16 protein-coding genes are annotated in these 23,199 nt (G+C 48.0%); 3 read left to right on the top strand and 13 right to left on the bottom strand.

The features are described 5' to 3' along the window. Positions 1-41: 41 nt before the first annotated feature. Entirely contained in the window at positions 42-1,886 is a 1,845-nt protein-coding gene (locus BMY63_RS05905; protein WP_091900184.1) for a DEAD/DEAH box helicase, read from the bottom strand. Between the two features lie 19 nt (positions 1,887-1,905). After that, complete coding sequence (locus BMY63_RS05900; protein ID WP_255397456.1) at positions 1,906-2,706, bottom strand: flavodoxin; 801 nt, start codon at positions 2,704-2,706, stop codon at positions 1,906-1,908. Between the two features lie 187 nt (positions 2,707-2,893). Here BMY63_RS05900 and BMY63_RS05895 point away from each other — a divergent pair, with 187 nt between their 5' ends. Continuing rightward, a complete protein-coding gene (locus tag BMY63_RS05895; RefSeq protein ID WP_091900185.1) occupies positions 2,894-3,421 on the top strand; it encodes an LOG family protein in 528 nt (175 codons plus the stop codon). 19 nt (positions 3,422-3,440) lie between these two features. Here the strand turns inward: BMY63_RS05895 and BMY63_RS05890 are convergent, their stop codons facing one another. Both BMY63_RS05890 and BMY63_RS05885 read right to left on the bottom strand, forming a co-directional pair. Next, on the bottom strand, positions 3,441-4,628 hold the full coding sequence (locus BMY63_RS05890) for an FprA family A-type flavoprotein (protein WP_091900186.1): 1,188 nt from the start codon (positions 4,626-4,628) through the stop codon (positions 3,441-3,443). 22 nt (positions 4,629-4,650) lie between these two features. Next, positions 4,651-5,631 carry a carbohydrate kinase family protein gene (locus BMY63_RS05885; RefSeq protein ID WP_091900187.1) on the bottom strand — a complete coding sequence of 327 codons (981 nt, stop codon included), beginning with the start codon at positions 5,629-5,631 and terminating at the stop codon, positions 4,651-4,653. 126 nt (positions 5,632-5,757) lie between these two features. Between BMY63_RS05885 and BMY63_RS05880 the strand changes: the two genes are divergently transcribed. Next, positions 5,758-7,008 carry a M16 family metallopeptidase gene (locus BMY63_RS05880; protein WP_091915464.1) on the top strand — a complete coding sequence of 417 codons (1,251 nt, stop codon included), beginning with the start codon at positions 5,758-5,760 and terminating at the stop codon, positions 7,006-7,008. Here the strand turns inward: BMY63_RS05880 and BMY63_RS05875 are convergent, their stop codons facing one another. The 8 genes from BMY63_RS05875 to BMY63_RS05840 form a co-directional block, all read right to left on the bottom strand. Beyond that, entirely contained in the window at positions 7,009-8,160 is a 1,152-nt protein-coding gene (locus tag BMY63_RS05875) for a histidine phosphatase family protein (protein ID WP_143065735.1), read from the bottom strand. It lies immediately after the preceding gene. 19 nt (positions 8,161-8,179) lie between these two features. Next, positions 8,180-10,825 carry a GH92 family glycosyl hydrolase gene (locus tag BMY63_RS05870; protein ID WP_091915350.1) on the bottom strand — a complete coding sequence of 882 codons (2,646 nt, stop codon included), beginning with the start codon at positions 10,823-10,825 and terminating at the stop codon, positions 8,180-8,182. 15 nt (positions 10,826-10,840) lie between these two features. Next, the gene (locus BMY63_RS05865; protein ID WP_091915348.1) at positions 10,841-12,796 is read right to left on the bottom strand and encodes a HAMP domain-containing sensor histidine kinase; all 1,956 of its coding nucleotides are present in this window, start codon (positions 12,794-12,796) and stop codon (positions 10,841-10,843) included. After that, positions 12,789-14,339 (bottom strand): PDC sensor domain-containing protein, encoded by a 1,551-nt coding sequence (locus BMY63_RS05860; RefSeq protein WP_091915346.1) that lies wholly within the window; start codon positions 14,337-14,339, stop codon positions 12,789-12,791. The genes BMY63_RS05865 and BMY63_RS05860 overlap by 8 nt, the downstream gene beginning before the upstream one ends. Next, entirely contained in the window at positions 14,323-15,267 is a 945-nt protein-coding gene (locus BMY63_RS05855) for a PDC sensor domain-containing protein (RefSeq protein ID WP_177178390.1), read from the bottom strand. Before BMY63_RS05855 ends, BMY63_RS05860 begins: the two co-directional genes overlap by 17 nt. Positions 15,268-15,533: 266 nt before the next feature. Further along, positions 15,534-17,231: a RagB/SusD family nutrient uptake outer membrane protein gene (locus BMY63_RS05850; RefSeq protein ID WP_091900194.1), complete on the bottom strand. Its 1,698-nt coding sequence runs from the start codon at positions 17,229-17,231 to the stop codon at positions 15,534-15,536. A gap of 16 nt (positions 17,232-17,247) precedes the next feature. Then, on the bottom strand, positions 17,248-20,301 hold the full coding sequence (locus tag BMY63_RS05845; protein ID WP_091915344.1) for a SusC/RagA family TonB-linked outer membrane protein: 3,054 nt from the start codon (positions 20,299-20,301) through the stop codon (positions 17,248-17,250). Positions 20,302-20,332: 31 nt separating this feature from the next. Further along, complete coding sequence (locus BMY63_RS05840) at positions 20,333-21,664, bottom strand: glycoside hydrolase family 28 protein (protein ID WP_091900196.1); 1,332 nt, start codon at positions 21,662-21,664, stop codon at positions 20,333-20,335. 125 nt (positions 21,665-21,789) lie between these two features. Here BMY63_RS05840 and BMY63_RS05835 point away from each other — a divergent pair, with 125 nt between their 5' ends. Next, positions 21,790-22,686 (top strand): PfkB family carbohydrate kinase, encoded by an 897-nt coding sequence (locus BMY63_RS05835; RefSeq protein ID WP_091900197.1) that lies wholly within the window; start codon positions 21,790-21,792, stop codon positions 22,684-22,686. A 4-nt stretch (positions 22,687-22,690) separates the two neighbouring features. Here the strand turns inward: BMY63_RS05835 and BMY63_RS05830 are convergent, their stop codons facing one another. Next, entirely contained in the window at positions 22,691-23,188 is a 498-nt protein-coding gene (locus BMY63_RS05830; protein ID WP_091900198.1) for an RNA polymerase sigma factor, read from the bottom strand. Positions 23,189-23,199: the final 11 nt, after the last annotated feature.

The following is a 23,199-nucleotide window of genomic DNA, read 5'->3' as shown; positions in this document are numbered from 1 at the left end:
ATTTCTTAACATTCGGAGGACATCTCACATTGCGGCTCTTCTCATTTTTTCTTTCGGGGACGACGCATGGCCCATCCTTCTTCTGAGAAATCAGGTTCTGGTCCTTTCAGTTCTCGAGCCTTTCTCTTACCCTGCGAGCGACCACCGTCTGAGTGTATAAGACTGCACCAGTCGTCTTTTTTTTGACATATTAATCTGTCGGTTGCATCGTGCCCCCTAGAACTCTTACCACCCTTTTGTGCCCCCTTGTTATCCATTGGTGCCTGATTGGCATCGTTACAGCGAACTGTGCGCCCCTTATAACGGATACCCGTCAGCTGAATCATCACCTTCTTGGCATCTTTTTCTGGTACCTCGAAATAGGAAATTGTGTCAAGCAGGTCAATATGTCCCACCTCCTGTCGTCCACCCACAAAGCGGTTAAGTGTCTGCATCAACTCACCAGGATAGAACCCGTCACGCTTGCCAAGGTTGATAAACAATCGCTTATAACCCTTTGCGGCTTTGTTCTGCAATTTCTGTTTGTCGCTCTGTGGCTTTTTCTCCTTTCTATCGGGAACAACCTCCTCAATCTCCGGAGCCTCGGCATAGTAAGCCAGAAATTTCCCGAACTCCAATGATACAATCTTCTTAATTAGATCCTCCTTGTCGATATACTCAAAATAACGATTGATATCCTGTATGAAAGGAGCAATTTCCTCGTCGTCAACATCCGTCTTCACGATCTGATCCATCACCTTGTAGAGTTGTTTCTTACAGATTTCCTCAGCCGATGGAATCTCTGCCTGTACGAAGGCCTTACCGATTACCTTCTCGATATTACGGATCTTGAACTTCTCGCGTGAGTGGACGATAGATATCGACGTCCCCTTCTTTCCTGCTCGACCCGTACGACCCGAACGATGGGTGTAGTTCTCAATATCGTCAGGCAGTCCGAAGTTGATGACATGCGTCAGGTCATCAACGTCGAGACCACGAGCAGCCACATCGGTTGCGACAAGCAACTGTATCAAATGGCTACGGAACTTCTGCATCGTTAGATCACGCTGCGGTTGGGCGAGGTCACCATGCAATGATTCTGCATTATAACCATCGCGGATCAGTTTGTCAGCAATCTCCTGTGTCTCAGCTTTCGTTCGACAGAAAATAATAGCGAAAATACGCGGATAATAATCCACGATACGCTTCAATACAAGATATTTATCCTTGGCGTTTACCATATAATAGATATGGTTCACGTTCTCCGCACCCTCATTTCGGCTTCCCACCACAATCTCTTGATAATCGTGCAGATAGGTCTTTGCCACTCGCTCCACTTCCTTGCTCATAGTGGCTGAGAACATCAAGGTATTATGTTCCTCATGGAGTGATTCGAATATCTCGTTGATACTATCGGAAAATCCCATGTTCAGCATCTCGTCGGCCTCGTCAAGCACGATGTTCGTTACCTGTTCCAAACGAGCCTTGCCACGGTGCATCAAGTCAACAAGTCGTCCCGGTGTAGCCACTATAATCTCCACGCCCTTCTGTAAAGCACGCATCTGCGGTTCTATGGCCGCACCGCCATAAACGGCCTCCACATGCAGACCATCCATATACTTGGCAAAGTCACGGATATCATCGGCTATCTGAAGGCACAACTCTCTCGTTGGCGAGAGCACCAATGCTTGTGTTTCCCGCCTTGACAAATCAATGTGCTCTAACAGCGGAATACCGAATGCCGCCGTCTTACCCGTTCCCGTCTGAGCTAGAGCAATCACGTCGTTTCTGTTTCCCAACAGATAGGGAATCACCGCCTCCTGTACTGGCATCGGCTGAACGAATCCCAATTCCTCTACGGCCTTACGAATGACCTCGCTGACTCCTAACTCCTTAAATGTTCTCATTTATATGTATTATTATGTCCTATCGAACCACTTCCGTGAATTCCGGCTTGGCTCCCTCTCCCTTACCAACTGTTACATAAATCGTAGAGATGGACTCCTCACCATTCATGCCGCGGCCCTTCACAACAAACTGATAGTCGGTACTATCGTCTGTCACACGCTTTCCAACCGTCTGTGGTGTGCCAAGCGGGAACTGATAACTGGAACAGGCTGCATTGAAAATGGCCGTCTCCTCGTCGGTCACAGGCAATTGTGCGGAGTAATCGGGCAGCTTTGCAACCACACCTCTCTTGTATCCGTTTGCCTTCAAGAAACGGTCGAGTTCTTTCCCAACTGCCAGTATTCTAGCGGTACGCACGCCATAACCTGTTTGTACTTTTGCCTTGGGCAGTGCTGCCTTCAATGCCTCTGTCGAGGTGTTCAGTCCACCGCTGCCGAACGTACAGAAAGGCACCACGGTCTTACCAGCGAAATCGTTCTCCTTGACAAGAGTCGCTATCGGCATAGCATAGGTTCCAAACCAAATAGGATAACCGATGAAAATCACATCATAGTCGGCAATGTTCACATGCAGCGGTTTGAGTGCCGGTGTCTCACCACTCTGCATTTCACGCTGTCCACGCTGGATAGTTGCCTGAAAATCGCCTGAATAAGGCTCCACGGCCACAATACTGTCAATGTCGGCTCCCAATTGTTTTTGCAACTCTTCCGCTACCACCTGTGTGGTACCCGTCTGAGAATAATACAGCACCAGATTCTTCTGTGCATAACCAGTTGCAATAAATGTCGTCAATACCATTGATAATAAGAGTTTTTTCATACGTTAATCTTTTGTTTGGGTTGATTGTTATCTCGTTTTCTTTTCATTAATCGCTGCAAACTTACATAAAATATTTGAAAAAAACAAGAGTTTTCGACGGAAACCCCATTCCAGACAATCCATACTGTCAATATAATCGCAAATACATTTGGTTTTTCACTCACTTTATCATACCTTTGTACTCATTATGAAAATCTGTATATTCTGTTCTGCGAACCAGCAGATAGACCCAGACTTCTTCTCTATGACAGAAGAATTGGGAAAGTGGGCCGCCGAAAACGGTCATGACATCGTCTTTGGCGGTGTAAATCAAGGACTGATGGAATGTGTGGGAAAGGCCGCCAGAGAACACGGTGGTCGAACTATCGGTGTCGTACCAATGATTGTCGAGAAAAGCGGTAGGACAAGCGATCATGTGGACATAGAGATTCCTTGCGACAACCTGAGCGACCGTAAACAGTTGATGATGGACCAAAGCGATGTCTTTGTGGCCCTACCTGGCGGTATAGGCACCCTTGACGAGGTATTTACCATAGCCGCCTCCGCCACCATTGGTTATCACAAGAAGAGGGTGATCCTCTACAACATGAAAGGATTCTGGGACTCTCTTATCAACCTGCTTAATAACCTACAGGCAAAAGGCATGATCCGTGGCGACTGGCAACAATACATCAAAATCGCCAACTCCTTACAGGAGCTGGCGAATCTTATCTAGAATCTTTCTGAATATACCCTCACACTGCTTTCAGGCGCTCAGCCATCGCACGACCAAGAGCCTCGCATTGAGTTTTTGTTTCGGGAGTGAGTGACTGTTTGATCTCCACAGGCTCACCAGTAACCTCGAAGTGCAGTTTCTCGTCATTCCATTTCTGGATCTCTGTCACAGCCTTACTAGCCCATCCATAGGACCCAAACCAACCGAGCAGATGGTTCTTGATGTCACGACCTGCCAATTCGGATAACAACACATCCATCTCATGATAAAGACCCGTATTATAAGTCGGTGCACCGACAATGAGCCCACGATAGCGGAACACATCGCGTATAATATATGAATGATGTGTTTTCGATACGTTATACATTACGATATTCTTGACACCAGCCTCTGAGGCAGCACGGGCGATAACTTCAGCGGCACGCTCCGTATTGCCGTACATTGTTCCATAGCAAATCACCAGTCCGGGCTCTGTCTCATATTTGCTCAACGTGTCATAGATTCCTATCACCTTCTCCACATACTCATGCCATACTGGGCCATGGGTAGCACAGAGATAATCGAGTCGGATACCTACCAGTTTCTTCAAAGCATTCTGCACAGGCGTACCATATTTCCCCACTATATTCGAGTAGTAGCGCACCATCTCCAACCAAAATGTGTCTGTATTGATCTGCGAGTCGACTACGCCTCCATTCAATGCGCCAAAGCAGCCAAAAGCATCGCCCGAGAAGAGTACGTGACTCGTGTTTTCCAGCGTCACCATTGTCTCCGGCCAGTGCACCATAGGGGTCATCACGAAGCTAAGCGTATGATTACCCAATTCAATCGTATCGCCATTCTTCACCTCCAACAGGCCGTTTATCACCCCATAGAAGCCCTCTGCCATCTGGAAGGTCTTCTTGTTACCGATAATCTTAATATCCGGATAGTACTTTCTGATTAATGCCAGACTACCGCTGTGGTCGGGTTCCATGTGGTTTACCACGAGAAAATCAATCTTTCTATCTCCGATTACTTCCCTGATGTTCTCCAGAAACTGCACGAAGAAGTCAACCTCCACCGTGTCGATTAGACACACCTTCTCGTCATCAATCAGATAAGAGTTGTATGAAACACCATTAGGCAAGGGCCATAAACCTTCGAAAAGGTTCTTATTACGATCGTTAACACCGACGTAATAGATTTTGTTTACTATTTCTTTCATATCATGTATTATTTTAGGCTGTTTATTGAACAGAATCCTTTTTCTCCGACAAGGCAGCAAAAGCGTCCTCCAACTCTGCACGCTTACGATCTGCGAACACCTGATCCACGCTATTATGGATGCTCTGACACACATTCGCAGAGAACTGTTGTGCTTGATCAATGATCTCGTCCCACTGCTGTTCGGTCAGACCGTTCTCTAGCATCTCTCGGGTGACACCATCCTTCAACAGACCATATACAAAACCTGCATTGAAATTATCACCGGCACCGATGGTGCTGACAGTATTTTTCTGTTCCACAGAATAACGCTTTTCCACACCACCAACGGTGCGCAACTCCAATGGTTCAGCGCCACAAGTATAGATGAAGTTTTTACAGTAGAAAGATATCTGTGAACGATATACCTGATCGCCATTCTCCAGGCCGAACATCACTTCAAAATCCTCCTTGCTACCACGTACGATGTCTGCCAACTCGAAATTTTCCAAGATATTCGCCCTCAATTTCATCACCTCATCACGATGAGAGGCACGGAAGTTCACATCGTAGTAGAGGATAGCCCCCTGCGCACGGGCATGTTCCAGAAATGTCCTCACCTGATCGCGTATAACCGGATTCACGGCATAGTAAGATCCGTACATCACCACATCATCGGGCTGAATGTCAGGATAGGAGAACTCAAGATGATCATGGGGATGATCCTTATAGAAGATATACTCCGCATCGTTCCTGTCATCAAGGAAAGCCAGTGATATCGGCGACTTCGTCTCCGGCCAGATGTTGACCTTACTAGCATCCACATGATTATCCTCCAAAAAATGGATGATGTTCTTTCCGACCCGGTCATCTCCGGTCTCACTGATCAAGGTTGTGTTCAGGCCTGAACGTCCCAAGGATATCAGACCGTTGAACATTGAGCCGCCTGGTACAGCCCCTATCGGCTGCTCGTCTTTAAATATAATATCGAGAATGGTCTCGCCTATTCCTATTACTTTTCGCATAGTTTCTCTTAAACATTACAAATGCAAAAGTACAAAATAAATATGAAATTTACGATTGGAGATACTGCTTTTCTTCAAAAAAGCAAGATGAATTATATTTTATTTTGTACTTTTGCAAACAGTATGATGAAATACAACACGCATACACTCAAGAACGGTCTGCGCATCATCCATCTGCCATCTGCATCGCAAGTGGTATATTGTGGTTATGGAATTGCCGCTGGCACCCGTGATGAACGAATGAATAGTCAGGCAGGACCGCTGAGCGAGGAGGGCTTGGCTCATTTTTGTGAGCATATGACGTTCAAAGGTACGGCACAACGCAACGCCCTTCAGATCATCAATGCCTTAGAAGGTGTGGGCGGAGAACTGAATGCCTTCACTAACAAGGAAGACACCGTTTTCTATGCCGCAATATCGAAGGAGCACTTCACTCAAGCGGTCGATGTGCTCACCGATATCGTCTTCCATAGTCAATATCCACAACATGAAATCGATAAAGAGGTGGAGGTGATTTGCGACGAAATCGAGAGTTATAACGACACACCTGCAGAACTGATCTACGATGAGTTCGAGAATCTCCTCTTCGAGGGACATCCTTTGGGACACAACATCCTAGGCAACGCAGAACAGTTGCGCACCTACAAGACAGAGGACTTCCTTCATTTCGTACGTTGTCACTATCGCCCCGACAACGCTGTGTTCTTCGTTTACGGTGACATCAGTTTCGCACGCCTCGTCAAGAAACTAGAGAATTTAGAATTTTCGAAGGCCATTAAAATGGCCAATCAGCACTGTTGTTCCATCGGGATAGGACGTTCCGTTGATGGTCAATCGATCATTCTCGACAAGGGCACCCATCAAGCCCATGTAATGCTCGGCACCCGATCCTATGCCTTTGACGACCCGCGCCGCATGACGCTCTACCTCCTTAATAACATTTTGGGAGGACCAGGCATGAACGCCCGCCTGAATCTCTCGCTTCGAGAGCGACACGGTCTGGTATACACTGTTGAGAGCATTATGACTAGCTATTCCGATACAGGTATCTGGAGTGTCTACTTCGGTTGCGATCACGCCGACATCCGTCGCTGTCTCCGACTAGTACGCCATGAACTTGACCGCATGATGATACGTCCGCTCTCCGAGCGCCAACTCTCTGCTGCCAAGCGCCAACTGAAAGGACAGATTGCCATCGCCTGCGACAACCGCGAGCAGTTTGCCCTCGACTTCGGTAAAAGCTATCTGCATCTTGGTCAGGAGCGCGACTTGGATCGACTATTCCAACGCATCGATGCTATCAAGGCCGAAGACATCCAACAGGTAGCCCGTAAGTTGTTCGTCCCAGAGCGTCTCACCACCCTGATCTTCCGATAATCACTCTAATGAACATATATGTTCACTAACCTGTTGTTTCAGTTCCTCCCAGTTTCTGAAGCCGAGGGACTTCTCATTGTGCAGTAGCTGCACTAGGATATCGCCTGCGACATTCCTATAGAAAACCATCTGCAGGTTGGCTGCCATCGGCAGAATTTCATCCATGCCCATGCCCCCAGTATCGACACCCATCAGTGTCAGCAGACGATAGAGATTCGTGTCATGTCCAAAACGCAGATCTGCACCTACACCACCCCTGGTAATAGCCGCATCAGCGTCGGCCTCGATACGACGCCAAAGTGAGACGGCACTGCGGGCGGGAATCCCACCGTTTAGACTCTCATCACCATTACAGATGGTCATACGCTCGTTGTTCATCGCATAGACAGCCTCCATTTCCTCTCTTGTGAAGATATCATAGAGAGAAACGTCCAGTTCCACATCCTGTATATCGGAGGCGATAGTATGCAGTTCCGTGAACAATCGCTCAGGATTCTCAACCTTCGACGGATCGATAAACAGTGTCTTGACAAAACGGTCAGTCGAGACCGTTAGTGGCACATGGGTACGGTTCTCCAGAGCCTTCTCCTCTGGCGAGGTATAGGCGATCCAAGCCATATCCTCTTCGCAAGTCACGGGCAAGATATCCAATGAGGGATTCTGTGCCTGAAGTTCGGACAGGAAGTTCAGCATACTGCTTCTGCAACGGCCAACGGTACTAGAGTGAGCTGTCAGATGAGCCTCGGCCGTGAAGAGGTGAGGGAAGCGCTGAAACATTCTTTGGGCAATACCTCGATGCTGACGACCTCCGAGTGGAGTCAGCCTGCCACCATGCCCTTTGGCATTCTTCCATATCAGCGACAGTCGCTTGCGAACGCTCTCGCCTAGGTCCGTTAGGTTTTTCTGATTAGCGAACTGATTGTTTACCCATCTGTACCTCTCGTCGCTGGGCAGCCAGCGCGACCCATGCCGCCCATAGTGTGAGATGTAGAACGCCACATAGCCGTCGGCCACTGGTTGAATGTCTGGCATTGCCACTCCCGACTCTATGGGATAAGCATAATACACACCACCCAACTGCTGGAGTGATTTCTCCTGCGCCATCACTCCTACGACTGCGAAGATTAAAGTAGCAAGCAGTATTTTTCTCATCTGTTGATATTGTCTAATCCTAACGCATCAGGCGCCAGTCGATGCCGAGGGGGTTATTTCTCATCTCCGTCACAAGATACAGGCCGAGCGTCCTGTCGTACTCTATCCACATGTCCGTCTGATCAGTATCAGCACGGACATGTATCTTTTCCATGCCACTATCATCCTGACTGCGCCAAGTGATATCATCGTAGAGGAAGAAGCCTTTCTGTCGCAGGTGGTCCATAGCCTGACGGGAGATGAAGGCGACGGTGCCCTGAGACTGATACACAGCACCGTCGGTAGGGATATCCCAACAGAAACCCGTGGCATTCTCCACGACAGAACGGGAAAGGACATACTGTGCCTCCTTGCAAGTAACGACTAGTGTGTCGCCTTGCCAGCCATAGACGAGCGGCCATGTACGGAACTGTTGATTTAACGTATAACTGATATGAAGCGTCTTGGTCGGAGCAAAGTCTAGGTTTGCCCGGCGTAAAGTCTGGGTTTGCCCGGCATAAAGTAGCTGTGTACTGGCATCTGATGATTGTTTTGGCTTCCTCGGGTCTTTAGAGACATAGAACACGAGGTCACCGCCCTGCATCAGGTCGGCATGTGTGATGCGTGCGTCTGTCAATTCACGGCCGTTGAAGGTCACACGCTCGAAGCGGGTGCCCCGCCCTTTGACGACAGCATGCACGGTCTTACCATTACATAACTGCAACAACCATTCAGAGAGAAGCGGAACGTGGAGCAGATAGTAATCCTGTCCAGCATTGGGATAGAGTCCCAGCTGATGGAAGGCGAGCCACGATGACATCGCGCCACTATCGTCATTACCAGGCAGTCCATCGGGTTGATCGCTATAATGCGCTGTAACAATCTGGCACACACGGTCGGAGGTAAGGTCAGGACGTCCTATCCAGTGATAGAGACAAGGGGTGAGGAACGACGGCTCGTTACCCACATTATAGCGCCCTCGCTCAAAGAATAGGTCAAGTCGGCGACGGAAAGTCTCGTTGCCGCCACAAACCTCGATAAGTGCGGCCACGTCGTGGGGGATACTCAGCGAGTATTCTGCCGACAGGGCCTCGTAGAAGAACGTGCTCCACCACGGTAGGTACCAGGGGGCCACCTTCGTCACTGGCGTATAGGGGATGAGAGGCTTAAAGACCTTCGAACGGCCCCAGGGCACGGAGTCAAGCCAGACCCCATCAGCATCACGAGGCATGATATAGCCCCGCACATCATCCCATTCATAGTCGCTACGCCAGAGGTTCTTCCAGTTCTGCGACTGACGGAGAAAACGCTCACAGATATCCATGCGCCCCAAGCCCTTGGCCACCTCAGCGATACAATAGTCGTCGTAGGCATACTCGATGGTACGAGTGCCGGCACGGTCTATGCCATAGGGGATATAGCCCAAGCGATTATACTCGAGGAGACCGCCCCTTCCATGCTTCTCATGATCAGCTCCTGGATCGGACTCCGCATCCTTCAACATCGCCTCAAGAGCCAGATTGTAATCAATACCCTTCAGTCCTTTCACATAGGCATCGGCAATGACCACATCGGCATTCGAGCCGCCCTGCGTACGACCGTTACAGTCACCACTGCGTGCATCGGGCATATATCCCTCACGTCTGTAGATATTCAACAGAGCGTTTACAATATCAGTCTCACGCTGCTCGTCGAGCAGGGTGATGAGCGGAGTTGACGTACGATAGGTATCCCAGATAGCATAGAAATCATCGTAATAGGGTGTGTCCGCCCACTTCGGGTTCTCACCAGTCTTGTCGACAGGCATCAGCATCGTGTGGTAAAGAGCTGTATAGAACATCCGACGCTGAGAATCGGAACCTTTGATCTGCACCCTGCTCAGCAGCTGCTCCCAACGTTCGCGAAGCCTGCCTAACTGCGTGTCGAAGTCGCAGTCGGGGATATTCCGCCTGGCCTGCTGGGTACTGACATAGGAAATGCCGATCCTGATATTGACAAGTGTGTCAGAGAAATGAAGGGTGGTCGTCTGTCCACTACCTGCAGAGGAGAACGGCCTGTCACTAGTCAGACAGAAATAGACCGTATAGGCATCACCATTGTTCCAACCTCCTCGGACACGAGAGAAACCACATACCTCATGGTCACCCTTCACCTCTACCTCAGCATCGACAAACTGCTGCTGTTCACGCAGATCAGGGATAGAGTTCTTACCCAGATAATGAGTGGCATTGATGAACAGCAAGCCTTTAGTTGGATAATGGATACGATAGAAGGCACACCGCTCAGAGGTTGTGATCTCCGTACAAATGCCACTCTCGAAGGTCGTAGCATAATAGCCAAGCGAGAATTCCTCTTTAGCACGACGCTGCTCGTACGTTTTCTGATCCTCGTTTCCAATGACGGGTTGTATCAGGATATTACCATATTTCTGTCCCCCACCCGTACCACTAACATGAGTCTGTGAGAAGCCCGTCACCACCTCCGGCATGGGAGCCCATCCTGCATTTGGTTTTACTGTACAATCGGGACCTGGTTTACACATACCAAAGGGCATCGAAGGACCAGGAAACGTGCGCCCCACGCCCTCACTGCCAATACGCGGATCAACATCGTACCATACTTGTGCCACCATTGTTATTGAGACAAACAGGAGACAAGCGGTAAGTATTACTATACTCTTTTTCATATTGATTACGGATCATTATTTCGGTACCTCGATGATGGCACGACACCCTTCCTGATAGGTGGTATCAAATAGGAGATCACCACCTAAACCAACAGCATGACGCTTGGCCAAAGGCAGACCAAGACCAAGGCCCTCAGACAGATCATCAACCTTCGTGAAAGGTTTGAAGATCAGATCCTGGGATTCTTCCGGCATTCCTGGTCCTATATCCTCGACGATAAAGCGGATAGATGTATCCGTCTGTGAAACACGCAATAGGATATGCTGACCATCAGAGAACTTGGCTGAGTTGTAAAGCAACTCTCGGAGTGAGCGTACCAGATACAAGTGATTAGTCAGAATACAGAAGCTATCACTCAGTTCCGACACGAAAGAGATGGTCAGACCAGGGAAATGGGTTTTTGTATATTCGATGCTTTCCCTAGCCAGTTCGTTACACGACACCTCATCACTTCTACGACTCAGCAACTCCTCGGAAGCTCCTGTTTCCGAACTATCGAAGAGCATAAGTACCATACGTTTCAGGTGGATGGCATTGTACTTCATCATACCTGTGATGTCATGTAACTCCTTGTCGTGAAGGGCACCGCCCCCGTCGTCACTATGCGACGAGAAACTGTCGCGCAGCACATTCGCAAAACCAAGAATGATGTTCAACGGTGTACGTATCTGATGCGACACGTTCTGTATAAACAGACTCTTCTGCTTAACAGCCTCTTCTGCCATCTTCATGGCATGCACCAGTTCCTCATTACGTTCCCGGGTCTCTTCTGTGGCTTGATGAATACTATGCATATGCTCATGGAGTGAGCGCTGCATGGCTGCAAAGCTGTTTTGCAACTGACCAAGGACATCTTCACGTGTGGAAGTTGGAATCATTTCATCATAATTGCCATCAGCTATCTTCTTCGAGAAACCCATCAACTGATTAATGGGCTGAATGGTACGACTTACAGAGCGCCTACACAACCATAGGATGCCCAGTAGCCCGACGATGATAAGTGCGATGACAACATAGGTCAGCCGGTGATAACTCTTTAGGATATCACTATCTGGACAAACCAGTGCGAGGCTCCAGTTTGTACCAGGTACTGGACGGTAGCACACATGGCAGAGCTGATCGTCGATGGTGATGTGCATATTTCCTTGTTTACCAGCCGTCATCTCATGCCCCAAGGCAATCCTGTCGGAATGAAGGACGGGATCAGCATCAGTAAAGATGGTCTTCCTAAAAAGACGCATCGTATCGGGATGGATAAAGTAACGCCCATCGCCGCCAAGGAGAATAAAATAAGTATTGGGAAGGCTTTGATCAGTGGAGTTGAGAATTCTGGAAAGTTGACTGAAAGCGAGATCCACGGAGATAACCCCCGCGATGTGCTCGCCATCTGGACGAAGGGGTTTACAATAAGTAGCGATAGCCTCATTATAATCGATTGCTCCTTCTGTATGTTCACAGAAAGGATCCACCCAACAAGCCTTCCCAGAGTCTATCGAAGCCTTGTACCATATCTTGTCGAAATAGTCGAAGTCTGGTTCACGGACGGTGATAATCGTATCACCATCATTGATGGTGAAGACAGAGAAGTAACGGCCATATTGAGGAAATGTATTAGGCACGGCGCTGACGGAACAACTACGTACCTGACGGTTAAGGCTCACAATACGGTGAGAGGTCGACTGCAACGAATCGGGTGTGAAATGCTCTTCAAGGAGCCACGTGTTAGCATCGGTCGAGGTCTCTATCGTGCTCATGTAGTTCCTGACACGTTGTGTCATAGTATTAAGCATACTGTTAGCACGCTCCGAGGCTTCCTGACGGATAAAATGTCGCGACTGGAGGTATAATGCACCCAAAGCTGCGATAAAGGTTGGTGCGACCATCAGCAGAATGCCAAGACAGAGTTTCGTTGAGAGACTTCGTCTGGGCGAGTGAAACTCGGATATTAGTTTTCGAAAGATATTACTCATGAGACTCCTCCTTCTTCTTCTCGAACTTCACCCGCCGTCCCATCGTCTTCTCCGTATCATTTCCTGCGACATGAAGCAGATGGTTAAGTTGGTCAATGATGACGTCGGTCTGTTTCTGAATATTGCTAACTTCATGATCAATCTCCTCCTGACTGATATCGTGATAGTTGTTGCACAAGGTTGTGACACTCTTGTCGATGGCGTCTGAAGGTCCTGTCATCTGATTGGTCATGTAATGAAGAAAGGTTGTCTTCGTGCGATCAGCCTCCTGAGCCCTCTTATAAGCTTTCCGTAGTACCTTACTGCGTTCACGCAGTGTAGTTGACAACTCCTTCAACTCGCTGACATGAGTTACTAACGACCGCTGCATCTTCTTGAAATGGTCCTGTAACTGTCCTACCTCGTCTTCTCGAGTGGTGTCTGGAATCACTTCGTCGTAGTTACCATCGGTTATACGCTGTGTCGAGCGAGTAAGCATATTCAATGGTAGCAACTGACGATGTAAAACTGTACGACAGAGTACAAAGAAGAGTAATAGTCCGATAATGGCAATAGCAACCACATAATAAAGCAGTCTGTTGTATTCACCGAAGATATCTTCCTCAGGATAAACAACACCAATACTCCAATGGAGGTTCTCTAATGCACGTCCCGGCACCTCCAGACACTTGAAGGGTTTGAAGAATATATACCATTTCTGGTCATCCATGTAGAAAGGCTTAAACCCCGACTCACCAGCCACCATCGCTTTGCCAACCTTTAAGACCGAAGGGTCTGCACCTTGATCCATCTGAGAGAATACCGTCTGATGCAACAGCTTTTCCGGATCAGGGTGTACGATATATGAACCGTTACTCGCCAATAGAACGCTATAGCCATTGTCGGAGGGTTTGGCAGACAGAATAATTTGCGACAGTTGACTAATGGCTAGATCGACGGCCACCACTCCCACACACTTTGCACTACGATCGTAGATGGGTAAACAGAAAGTGGAGATTGCCTCACCCTCGGTACTATCGTTCTTCAATGGGTCCGTCCAACAGGTTCGACCAGTCCTCATAGGTTCAGTATACCATACCTGCTCCGTATAGGGTCGGTTGGCGAAGGTCTCTTGCATCACCAATTCCGACTGACCACCAGAATTCTCCCTGTTGTCCTGACGATGAATATAGGCCATAAACAATTCACGATCAGGATAATAATTCGGTTTAAAGGCAATTGCACAACCCACGATATTGGGGTTACACTCTACGATTTTCCGACTATAAATGAACATACGATCTGGTTGGTCAAGATGTGCTAATAGTTCCCAATAGAAGTTGCCAACCGACTGCTCCACGCCCAATAGGATGTTGTCGACATGCTGCGCCGTTCCCTCCAGTGTCTGCTCCGCATCATGCATTGCCTCTTCCCTTAAAGCCTTACGCGAAAAGTAGAACATCACTGCCAAAGAAAGCGAGAGCAGCAACGCAATCTCAAAGCAAACCATCAGGCTTAGTTTGAGCGACAGAGTCTTGGGAATGAATCTAGACAGCCTCAACATATCTCATACGACGACATATCAGCCACACCACCACTATTCCCGCCACAGCGACAGACAGGAGAACCAGCCCCAGCCAAAGCAAAGGCTTCTGGGTATCCTCTCTCGGCACTACGACAGCCACCGACCAATCAATATATTCTATCGGTCCATAATATACCGTCGATGGCACACCATCGATCTCCATATCAACCATTCCGCTTTTCTTCTCTTTGAGGTCGCGAATAATGTCCTTATCCTTGATTGGTACACTCTTCTCCACCGGATAGGCAATACAACCACCATCTTTGTTGAGGACAACGGTATAAAAGTCGAACTTCCTATTCATACGATACATATTCAACATATCGTCCTCTCTGCCATCATCGTCAATCTGCTGCAGTTCCTTGGTCAACCATTCAAAGGTCATGTCCGCTCCGCAAACACAGACCAGATGCCCTGCCACGTTGTAGATTGGTTTAACAAAGGTGCAATAATGACCACTAATACTCGTTCCGTCATAGTAATAATATGGTTCAGACCAGAAACTCTTTCCCAGTTCCTTTGCACGTACATACCAGTCAGACTTCGTATAGTCATGACGGGCTGAGCCCACTTGTCGAACAACGAACTCACTACTATCGACATGGTGCACATAAGGCTCAAACCACCTTCCCTTCTGCTCGAAATAGTTGGGTTCGAAGGCAGCAAAATAGCCTCTCACATCAGGGTTCAGACTTGTCTTACTTTCCAAGGCAGCGACCACCGTTTCTGGAGAACTCATGTGTTTCTCTACTTCATCGAATACGTTCTTTGCATTCATCTCCATACCTCTGATGGTTTTGGCAATCTTTTCGGAAGCGACATTCATCATACCTACATAACGGACATGGGACTCTGCTCTTACAGCATGATAGCATATCCTGAAAGATAAGGCTAATACGACTATCATGACTACCAACATTGTCAGTAATACATATCGACTTAACTTATTAACTATAGGTTTGGGTATCTGTTTCACGGATCAATCTTTCTGGTTTATGGCTTTTAGTAGTGCAAAAGTATTGCTTTTTTTTCTGAACACCAACACATCCTCCCGTTTTTTTATATTTATTTCTTCTTAGAGCCCTAGCATCACAAAACTTCTTATAATAATAGTCTGGGCAGCCACAAAAAAGGCTGCCCAGAGGAGATCATGATGTTATTAGGTTATTCCATTTAATAACCAGCGTTCTGCTGCCAGTTAGTGTTTGTGTTAAGTACCCCTTGCGGAATAGGGAACACGCGACACTCCTTATCGAAACGAGCCGTTGGGAAGCCCTTGCGATGAAAACCATACTCATCCTCGAAATGCCCAAAACGGATCATGTCGTTACGACGCCAATTCTCGTCGAACAACTCACGACCACGCTCTGCATAGATATCCTCCAGCGATGGAGCTTCTGTGATCAGTGGCGCATGTACGTAAGAACGGATCTCGTTGAACAAGGTTTGAGCAGTCTGGTCATTTGTGACAGATGCACCACGGGTGATAGCCTCAGCCTTCGTCAGCAGGATATCGGCGTAACGGAAGATGGGCAAATCGTTTGACTGATTGCGCCCGTTGATAAAGTCCTCGCGGATTACGAAGTATTTCACCGACTTATAGCCCTGACTCCAACCCTTCACGTCCTTACCCGTATTCAACATGGCACAGTCAGCAGGATAGAGTGACGTGTTCTTAATACCATCCTCATACTCGACATAATGCGGATCACCCTCAGCGTCGACCCATTTCAGACGGATGGTTTTGTCGAGACAAATCGCCTCATCTTTGTACTTATACGGTGTAGAGGTCTTAGCATATGTCGTAGGATCAAACATGTAAATCTGTCCAGCCAGAATATTCTCCTGACGATCATCACTCTCCAATGCCATCAACACATCGGCGAATTCGGGTGAGATAGAGAAGTTTCCACCCGTGGAGTTTCCTATATCAGAGCCGAAATAGCCTGCACCACCATTGCCATCGTTACGTCCCTGACGCCAGATACGCGGACGACAATACTGGAAGCCCTGTGCAGTAATGGCGTCATAAGGCATCGCGTAGATAAAATCCTTCACCTGATAACCATTATTGGGCCAGAACTTCGAACGATAACCGTCGGCACCCTCAGAAAGACTAAACTGACCTGAGTTGATGATATCGTCGCAAAGAGTCACCACATCGTTCAGATGCTCATTATTATAATTGGCAGCATCGTATGCGGTCACATCACTAGCAGTATAGACGGGCCAGTTAATATAAAGTTTCACTAAAAGAGCCTCGGCAGTATAACGTGTCGGCTTACCGTAAGTACTGACATCCACATTCGCAGGCAGCAATGGTATGATAGTCTTTAGTTCGCTCTCAATCCAACGAGCTACCTCGGCACGCGGTGAACGGTTGATCTGCTCACCATCAACAGCCAAGTGATCGAGGATTGGTGTGTCACCATAGCTATCCATCAGAATCCATGAATAGAAAGCACGCATATAACGGGCTTGGGCCGTACCATCTTTCTCCTCACCACCCATGTTCAGGATCACACGGTTGGCCTTAGTGATGCCGGCAGCCACCTCTTCATACCAACCCGTGGAAGCGCTGCTAGGATCAAAATTATGCAGAGAGCACTGAGCATATATTCCACCGTCAGCATAATCGCCATCGAAACTGATGCCCACCCACTCGTCGGATGACAGAGCCTGCGACTCCATATAACGACGTCCCAGAGTACCACGCAGATGGAAATAGACATCGGCCATCTGAGCCTCCACGGCAGCCTCGCTATCGGGATATTCCGTGAACTGTGCCTCGGGGATCACATCCAGATCAGTACAGCTGGCAGTCATTGCCATCAGTCCAGCTGCAAGAAATATTCTTATATTTGTTTTCATATATTATCCTTGTATTTTAGAAGTTAATCTTAGCACCAATGATAAACGAACGTGTGTGAGGATAGAAAGTCTCCCGGTAATCGATGCCGGGATCAAGTCCGCCAAGGTTTACCTCCGGGTCGATACCACTATAACCGGTAATCGTCAGCAGATTGTTACAGGTTGCATAGAGTTGCATACTCTGCGCCCATCCACCAAGTTCCTTAAAGGTATATCCGAGCGTTAGTGTTGAGAGACGCAGATAACTGCCATTCTCGATATAATTGTCACCAGGAATATGAGCATTAGCATCTGCTTGCCATTTCTTATCGTTCACCATTTCGGCGAGCACGTTCTTGCCACCAGCCAGATGTCCTTGGAAACTATAGTGAGCCTTGGTGGCATTCAGGATCTTATTACCCAGCACGCCCTGGAAGAAAGCCGTAAGACTCCAGTTCTTATAATTCAGTGTATTGCTCCATCCATAAACGAGTTTCGGCTGTGCATTGCCGCAATTCGCCTTGTCGTCGTAGCCAGGATTAGAAGTTACCCAGTTGCCATCGGCGTCCTGATAGGTGTCAGGCTGGATTTTTCCTTCACCGTCCTTGTGTTTCTCAAGATCACCAACATAAAATACGCTATTACCGTTGGTATCATAGCCGGCATGCCTGTATGTCCAGAACGTACCAAGAGGTTCGCCCTCCATGATGCGCTGTACGTCAGCATTAGAGGCGATGCCGCCGATATTCGGGTTACCATAATCCACATAATCAACGCTGTATGTAGAATTAGAGAGCTTATCAACCGTATTCCTATTATGAGAGAGGTTCAGCGTTGTCTGCCACTGGAAGTCCTTCGTCTTGACGGGAATGGCATTGATTGTGAATTCGACACCGTTATTGGTGATATCGCCCACATTAGCACGAATCCAGTTCAGAGGATAGACGCTTGTTGAAACAGCGTAGTTCCAGATTAGGTCGGAAGTCTTCTTGTTGTAGTACTCAATACTACCATTGATACGTCCACCAAGGAAAGCAAAGTCAAGGCCGATATTCAACATTGACGTACGTTCCCACTTCAGATCGGGATTGGGATTGTTCTGTGCCTCAATACCATACATCGTATACTTGGTTCCATCGGGCAAGATATACTCAAACGAGTTGCTGTTCAGACCATAGGTGGCGATAGCATCATAAGCACCAAAGCCCATGGCATTACCACTGACACCATAACCTACACGGAGTTTGAGTTGATCAAAGACACTCTGATTTTTCATAAAGTCCTCTTCTGTGATATTCCATGCTGCAGATACAGAAGGGAAGGTTCCCCACTTATGATCGGCACCAAACACGGAAGAGCCGTCACGACGAATAGTAGCCTGCAGCATATATCGGCTATTAAACGAGTAATTGGCACGTCCATAGAACGAGATATTACGGATGGTTGCCTTGGAAGATCCTGTCACATCAGTGATTCCATTGATATTATTGGCATAGCGGAGATTCCAGAAACCAGTCACATCGTTGTAGAAGTTATTGACAGTGACACCGAACCCATCACCATTGGTTCGCTCCTCCCAGCTATAACCTGCCATCAGACCGAGTTTATGCACCTTGTTAAGAGTGACATCATAGTTTCCATAAGTCTCGAAAGTCTGGTTATGACGCAGGTAGGTATCTCGATGAGCACGACCGTTATAACCTTTTTCCATCTGAGTCTGGTGGGTCTGATACCAACTATAGGTGTTCTGTCCGCTGTCGTATGAGTAGTTGACATGCCATACCAGTCCCTCCACAATCTTCATAGAGGCCTTAGTGATAAACTGCAGACGTTTCCACTCGTTCTCATTACCATCCTCATAGATCATTGACAGCGGGTTGTAATTAGCAGAACCGACATACGACTCATACCACGTGCCATCCGCATTCTTCACGGGGTTGGTAGGTGAATAGTAGTTCATGGCATCAAGCACACTCTTACCAGAGTTTGATGAGCCGCCGCCACTCATGGGCACACCCTTATGCTTGCCTTGCATGGCATTCAAACCGAGAGAGAGTTCTAGGCGATCCTTCAGGATCTTGGTGGTCAACAATGAACGGGCATTCACACGGTTCATCCCTGTTCCGCGTACCACACCCTCACGATTCATATAGTTGACAGATCCCATGTACTTGGTTTTGGCATTACCACCAGAGATACTCACATTATGATTATGACTGAATCCTGTTCGAAGAACTTCATCCTGCCAGTCAGTATCACCACCGCCATCTTGCTCGGCACCGATAAGACCAGAGGAACGGAGCTGTGAGGCAGATGCCATATCAAGCGTCTTCAGTACATTGTCAAAAGCAACATAACCATTATAGGTCACGTTCGTTTTCCCCTCCTGACCACTCTTGGTGGTGATAATGATGACACCATTTGCGGCTTTAGAACCATAGATTGCCGTGGCCGACGCATCGCGGAGCACATCGATCGACTCGATATCGTCGGGAGCCACCATCGAAATGTCAACACCAGGAATTCCGTCGATGACATAATACGGCTGCATAGCATCTCCTGTACGCAGTGAAGAGGCACCGCGGAGGGTGATAGAAGGAGTTCCTGAGGGGTCGCCACTAGTGGTTACCGTCAGACCTGCCACCTTTCCCTGCAGCATCGAAGCTGGATCGGTGAACACACCTTTGTTCAGATCCTCCGACTTCACTGTAGTGATAGAGGACGTTACATCTTTTCGTCGCATGGTACCATAACCGACTACCACCACCTCGTTGAGCAACTTACTGTCTTCCTGCATGACAACTGTCATACTATTGGTCGCAGCCAGTGTCTGGGGGGTATAGCCCACATACGAGAAGCTTATCTTTGCCCCTCGGTTGACGGTCAGCGAGAACTTTCCGTCAATGTCGGTCACAGTACCGTTGTTGGTTCCCACTTCCAGGATACTCACACCAATCAGCGGTTCGCCTGTTGCATCCTGTACAATTCCGGACACCTTGTTCTGTGCCACCATCACTGTACTGCAGAACAGGAAGAACACGAAGAACAGCGCCTTCTGTATTCCTTGTTTCAGATTTAGAATCATTCGCATAGATACATTAATTAAAGTTAGTATTATTACATTAGTTGTTTATTTGTACGTCGGCATTTTCCGTTACAAGGGGTACTGTCTGCCTTATCAGTTCTTCACGTCCCACTTGGATGAATCCCTCACCCTTGCATGGTCGCTTGTCAATTGCCAGCGAATCCGCTTCTCCTAAGTTCAAGTTTACACAGACATGATTAAAAAAGATATCCTTCACCTTTCCTGGCACTTCACCACCTACAAAACAGCCATTCTCACTGTTAGCGGTGATATGGTTGAACCAGATACGGCTCACCTCACCGCAACGCCCTTCAACTTGTCCTTTTGGAAAACGCCAGTTGGCATCCTTATGATTACCATTGGCCCGGGGATAGCTCGTCACATAAATCGGCTCTGCCTTACCCCACCACACATCACTCCACAAATGACAGTCGAGATGGATATTCGAAAAAACGATATCGGTCACTGTTCCTTCGTCACGGTTCTGGATCCCTAAGCCACGGTTAGAAGCAGTGATAATACAATTGTCGACCAACACGTTATAGATAGAATCCATATTCTCACTACCAATCTTAATTGCGCATGAACGCGAGGACATCACACAGTTTGTCACAGTGATATCGTGGCAAGAGCCATACCGTTCGAACTCCCGGCGATTCTTCAGACATATACAATCATCGCCCGATGTGATATGACAATTGGAAATGCGCACATGTCTCGAATGGTCGAGATCGATACCGTCGCCGTTACGAATCTTCAAATTGTTCAGTAGGTTGATCCCGTCGATGACCGCCTCATCGCAACCAATAAGATGCACCGTCCAGTATGCACCTTCACGGATGGTCACGTCACGGATAGTTAGGTTTTTCACGGCAGTCAGGGTCAAAACATGTGGACGGGGGTCAAAACTCTGATCAGCTAAAGGCTTTAACTCGAATGAATCATCCAACTCCGCGCCCATAAAAGCGATGCCGTTGCCATGGATGGTTCCCTTGCCTGTAATACTGATATTCTCCGCATTGTTAGCCCATAGCCAGAGCATCCCCTCGCCTCTGTTCTCGCCAAAGGCACTCAGATGATAGATATTCTCGTTGGGATGAGCTTTCAGAATGGCCGTGGACTCCAGATATAACTCCACGTTACTCTTCAACTCAATGGGACCAGCTAGGAAGGTATGATTACGAGGTAGTAGCACCCTACCGCCTCCATCTGCCGAGCACTGATCGATTGCACGTTGTATAGCCATAGCATCGTCTGTCACTCCATCGCCCACCGCACCTGTGTCTGTCACGTCATAGATTATCTGTCCCCTCCCGGAAGAACACGTCAACCATAGTAAGAGAGCACATAAGAATATCCTTTTAGTCATTAATAATTAGTAGAATTGTATTTAGATTGCAAAGATATACATTTTCCTGAACCAGACAAAACTTTCACAAATATTTTTTCGTATCTTTGTCGCCGGAAAGAAATAACAAACAATCAGTACGCTAAATGACAGATATCTGCTGCATCGGACATATTACCCGCGACAAGATTATCACCCAACGCCCTCCCAACACCGTCTACTGTGCCGGAGGGTCAGCCTTTTATATCGCCTGGGCATTACAAGCCCTTCCGCAAAAAGTCAGTTTTCACATGATCACCTCTGTCAGTCGGGAGATAATGCCCGAGGTAGAAAGACTCAGAAAAGGCGGTATCCGCGTCACAGCCTACGAGAGTCCATTCAACGTGTTTTTCGAGAACACCTATGGTGAGAATATGGATGACCGTACCCAACGAGTACTCGCGAAATCAGATTCCTTTACCCTTGACCAACTGAGGAATGAAGAAGCAAAGGTATTCCATCTCGGCACATTGTTGGCCGATGATTTCGCACCGGAGGTGGTGGATTTTCTCGCAAAGAAAGGTGATGTATCGATAGATGTACAAGGCTATCTGCGCAGGGTGATACCTGACGGGAACGGAGCATGGAAGGTGATCGCTACAGACTGGCCTGATAAACTGCGCCTACTACGCCATACCGCCATCCTAAAAGTGAATGAACAGGAGAGTCTGGCACTCACCGGCCTTGCCAATCCACATACCGCAGCCGAGCAGATTCAAGACTGGGGCGTGCGCGAGGTAATCATCACGCTTGGTAGTGGTGGATCGGTGGTTCTGGCTGAAGGCCGTTTCTACGAGGTACCAGCCTATCCGCCACAAACAGTTGTCGACGCCACAGGCTGTGGCGACACTTACAGTGCAGGCTATCTCTACTGTCGTGCACAAGGAATGGACTATATCGAAAGGTGTCGCTTTGCTGCCGCCATGTGTACACTCAAACTAGAGCATACTGGCCCCTTCGAACACACCATCGACGATGTGCATCGCATCATCAATGGAAAATAAATACCTATGCGTACTGGCGCATATACTGGCGCATAGCCTTACGGGCCGTACCCAGACGATGCTCGACCGACTTATAACCTTCACCAAGACGGAGGGAGATCTCGCTGACCTTCATACCACCATAGACATGGAGGCGGTAAACCTCGCGACAATTCTCCGGCAAACGGGCCAATCCGCGCTCCAACCCCTCCATAACCTCACGGACAGAGAAGATTGAATCTGTGGATATCTCCGTACTACACACGCCTTTGATATAGTGCTCATACTCCTCAAAGGTGGCATGTCGACGATAATAGTCACTGATCAGATTACGTGCCACGGTATAGACCAGACACGGCAGGGTCACCTCAGAGATCATCTTATCAGTGGTCAACAACCTGAGGAAGACATTCTGTACGATGTCCTCTGCCAGATCGCTACCACCGAGACGGCTACTGACAAACGCCAGCAGCTCGTCACGGTGAGCAATATAATAATCGGTTATTAGCTGATGATTCTTCATGGTTTAATGTT

The sequence above is a fragment of the Prevotella aff. ruminicola Tc2-24 genome (assembly GCF_900110895.1).
GTDB lineage: Bacteria > Bacteroidota > Bacteroidia > Bacteroidales > Bacteroidaceae > Prevotella.
Note: the sequence above shows the minus strand (reverse complement) of the source record. Positions and strands in the feature narration are given on the sequence as shown.

Coding starts and splice junctions, on each gene's coding strand:
- BMY63_RS05890 (WP_091900186.1), bottom strand. CDS start 4,628: ATGAAAGAAATAGTAAACAAAATCTATTACGTCGGTGTTAACGATCGT.
- BMY63_RS05905 (WP_091900184.1), bottom strand. CDS start 1,886: ATGAGAACATTTAAGGAGTTAGGAGTCAGCGAGGTCATTCGTAAGGCC.
- BMY63_RS05840 (WP_091900196.1), bottom strand. CDS start 21,664: ATGACTAAAAGGATATTCTTATGTGCTCTCTTACTATGGTTGACGTGT.
- BMY63_RS05880 (WP_091915464.1), top strand. CDS start 5,758: ATGAAATACAACACGCATACACTCAAGAACGGTCTGCGCATCATCCAT.
- BMY63_RS05870 (WP_091915350.1), bottom strand. CDS start 10,825: ATGAAAAAGAGTATAGTAATACTTACCGCTTGTCTCCTGTTTGTCTCA.
- BMY63_RS05895 (WP_091900185.1), top strand. CDS start 2,894: ATGAAAATCTGTATATTCTGTTCTGCGAACCAGCAGATAGACCCAGAC.
- BMY63_RS05835 (WP_091900197.1), top strand. CDS start 21,790: ATGACAGATATCTGCTGCATCGGACATATTACCCGCGACAAGATTATC.
- BMY63_RS05900 (WP_255397456.1), bottom strand. CDS start 2,706: ATGAAAAAACTCTTATTATCAATGGTATTGACGACATTTATTGCAACT.
- BMY63_RS05845 (WP_091915344.1), bottom strand. CDS start 20,301: ATGCGAATGATTCTAAATCTGAAACAAGGAATACAGAAGGCGCTGTTC.
- BMY63_RS05855 (WP_177178390.1), bottom strand. CDS start 15,267: ATGATAGTCGTATTAGCCTTATCTTTCAGGATATGCTATCATGCTGTA.
- BMY63_RS05885 (WP_091900187.1), bottom strand. CDS start 5,631: ATGCGAAAAGTAATAGGAATAGGCGAGACCATTCTCGATATTATATTT.
- BMY63_RS05875 (WP_143065735.1), bottom strand. CDS start 8,160: ATGAGAAAAATACTGCTTGCTACTTTAATCTTCGCAGTCGTAGGAGTG.
- BMY63_RS05860 (WP_091915346.1), bottom strand. CDS start 14,339: ATGTTGAGGCTGTCTAGATTCATTCCCAAGACTCTGTCGCTCAAACTA.
- BMY63_RS05850 (WP_091900194.1), bottom strand. CDS start 17,231: ATGAAAACAAATATAAGAATATTTCTTGCAGCTGGACTGATGGCAATG.
- BMY63_RS05865 (WP_091915348.1), bottom strand. CDS start 12,796: ATGAGTAATATCTTTCGAAAACTAATATCCGAGTTTCACTCGCCCAGA.
- BMY63_RS05830 (WP_091900198.1), bottom strand. CDS start 23,188: ATGAAGAATCATCAGCTAATAACCGATTATTATATTGCTCACCGTGAC.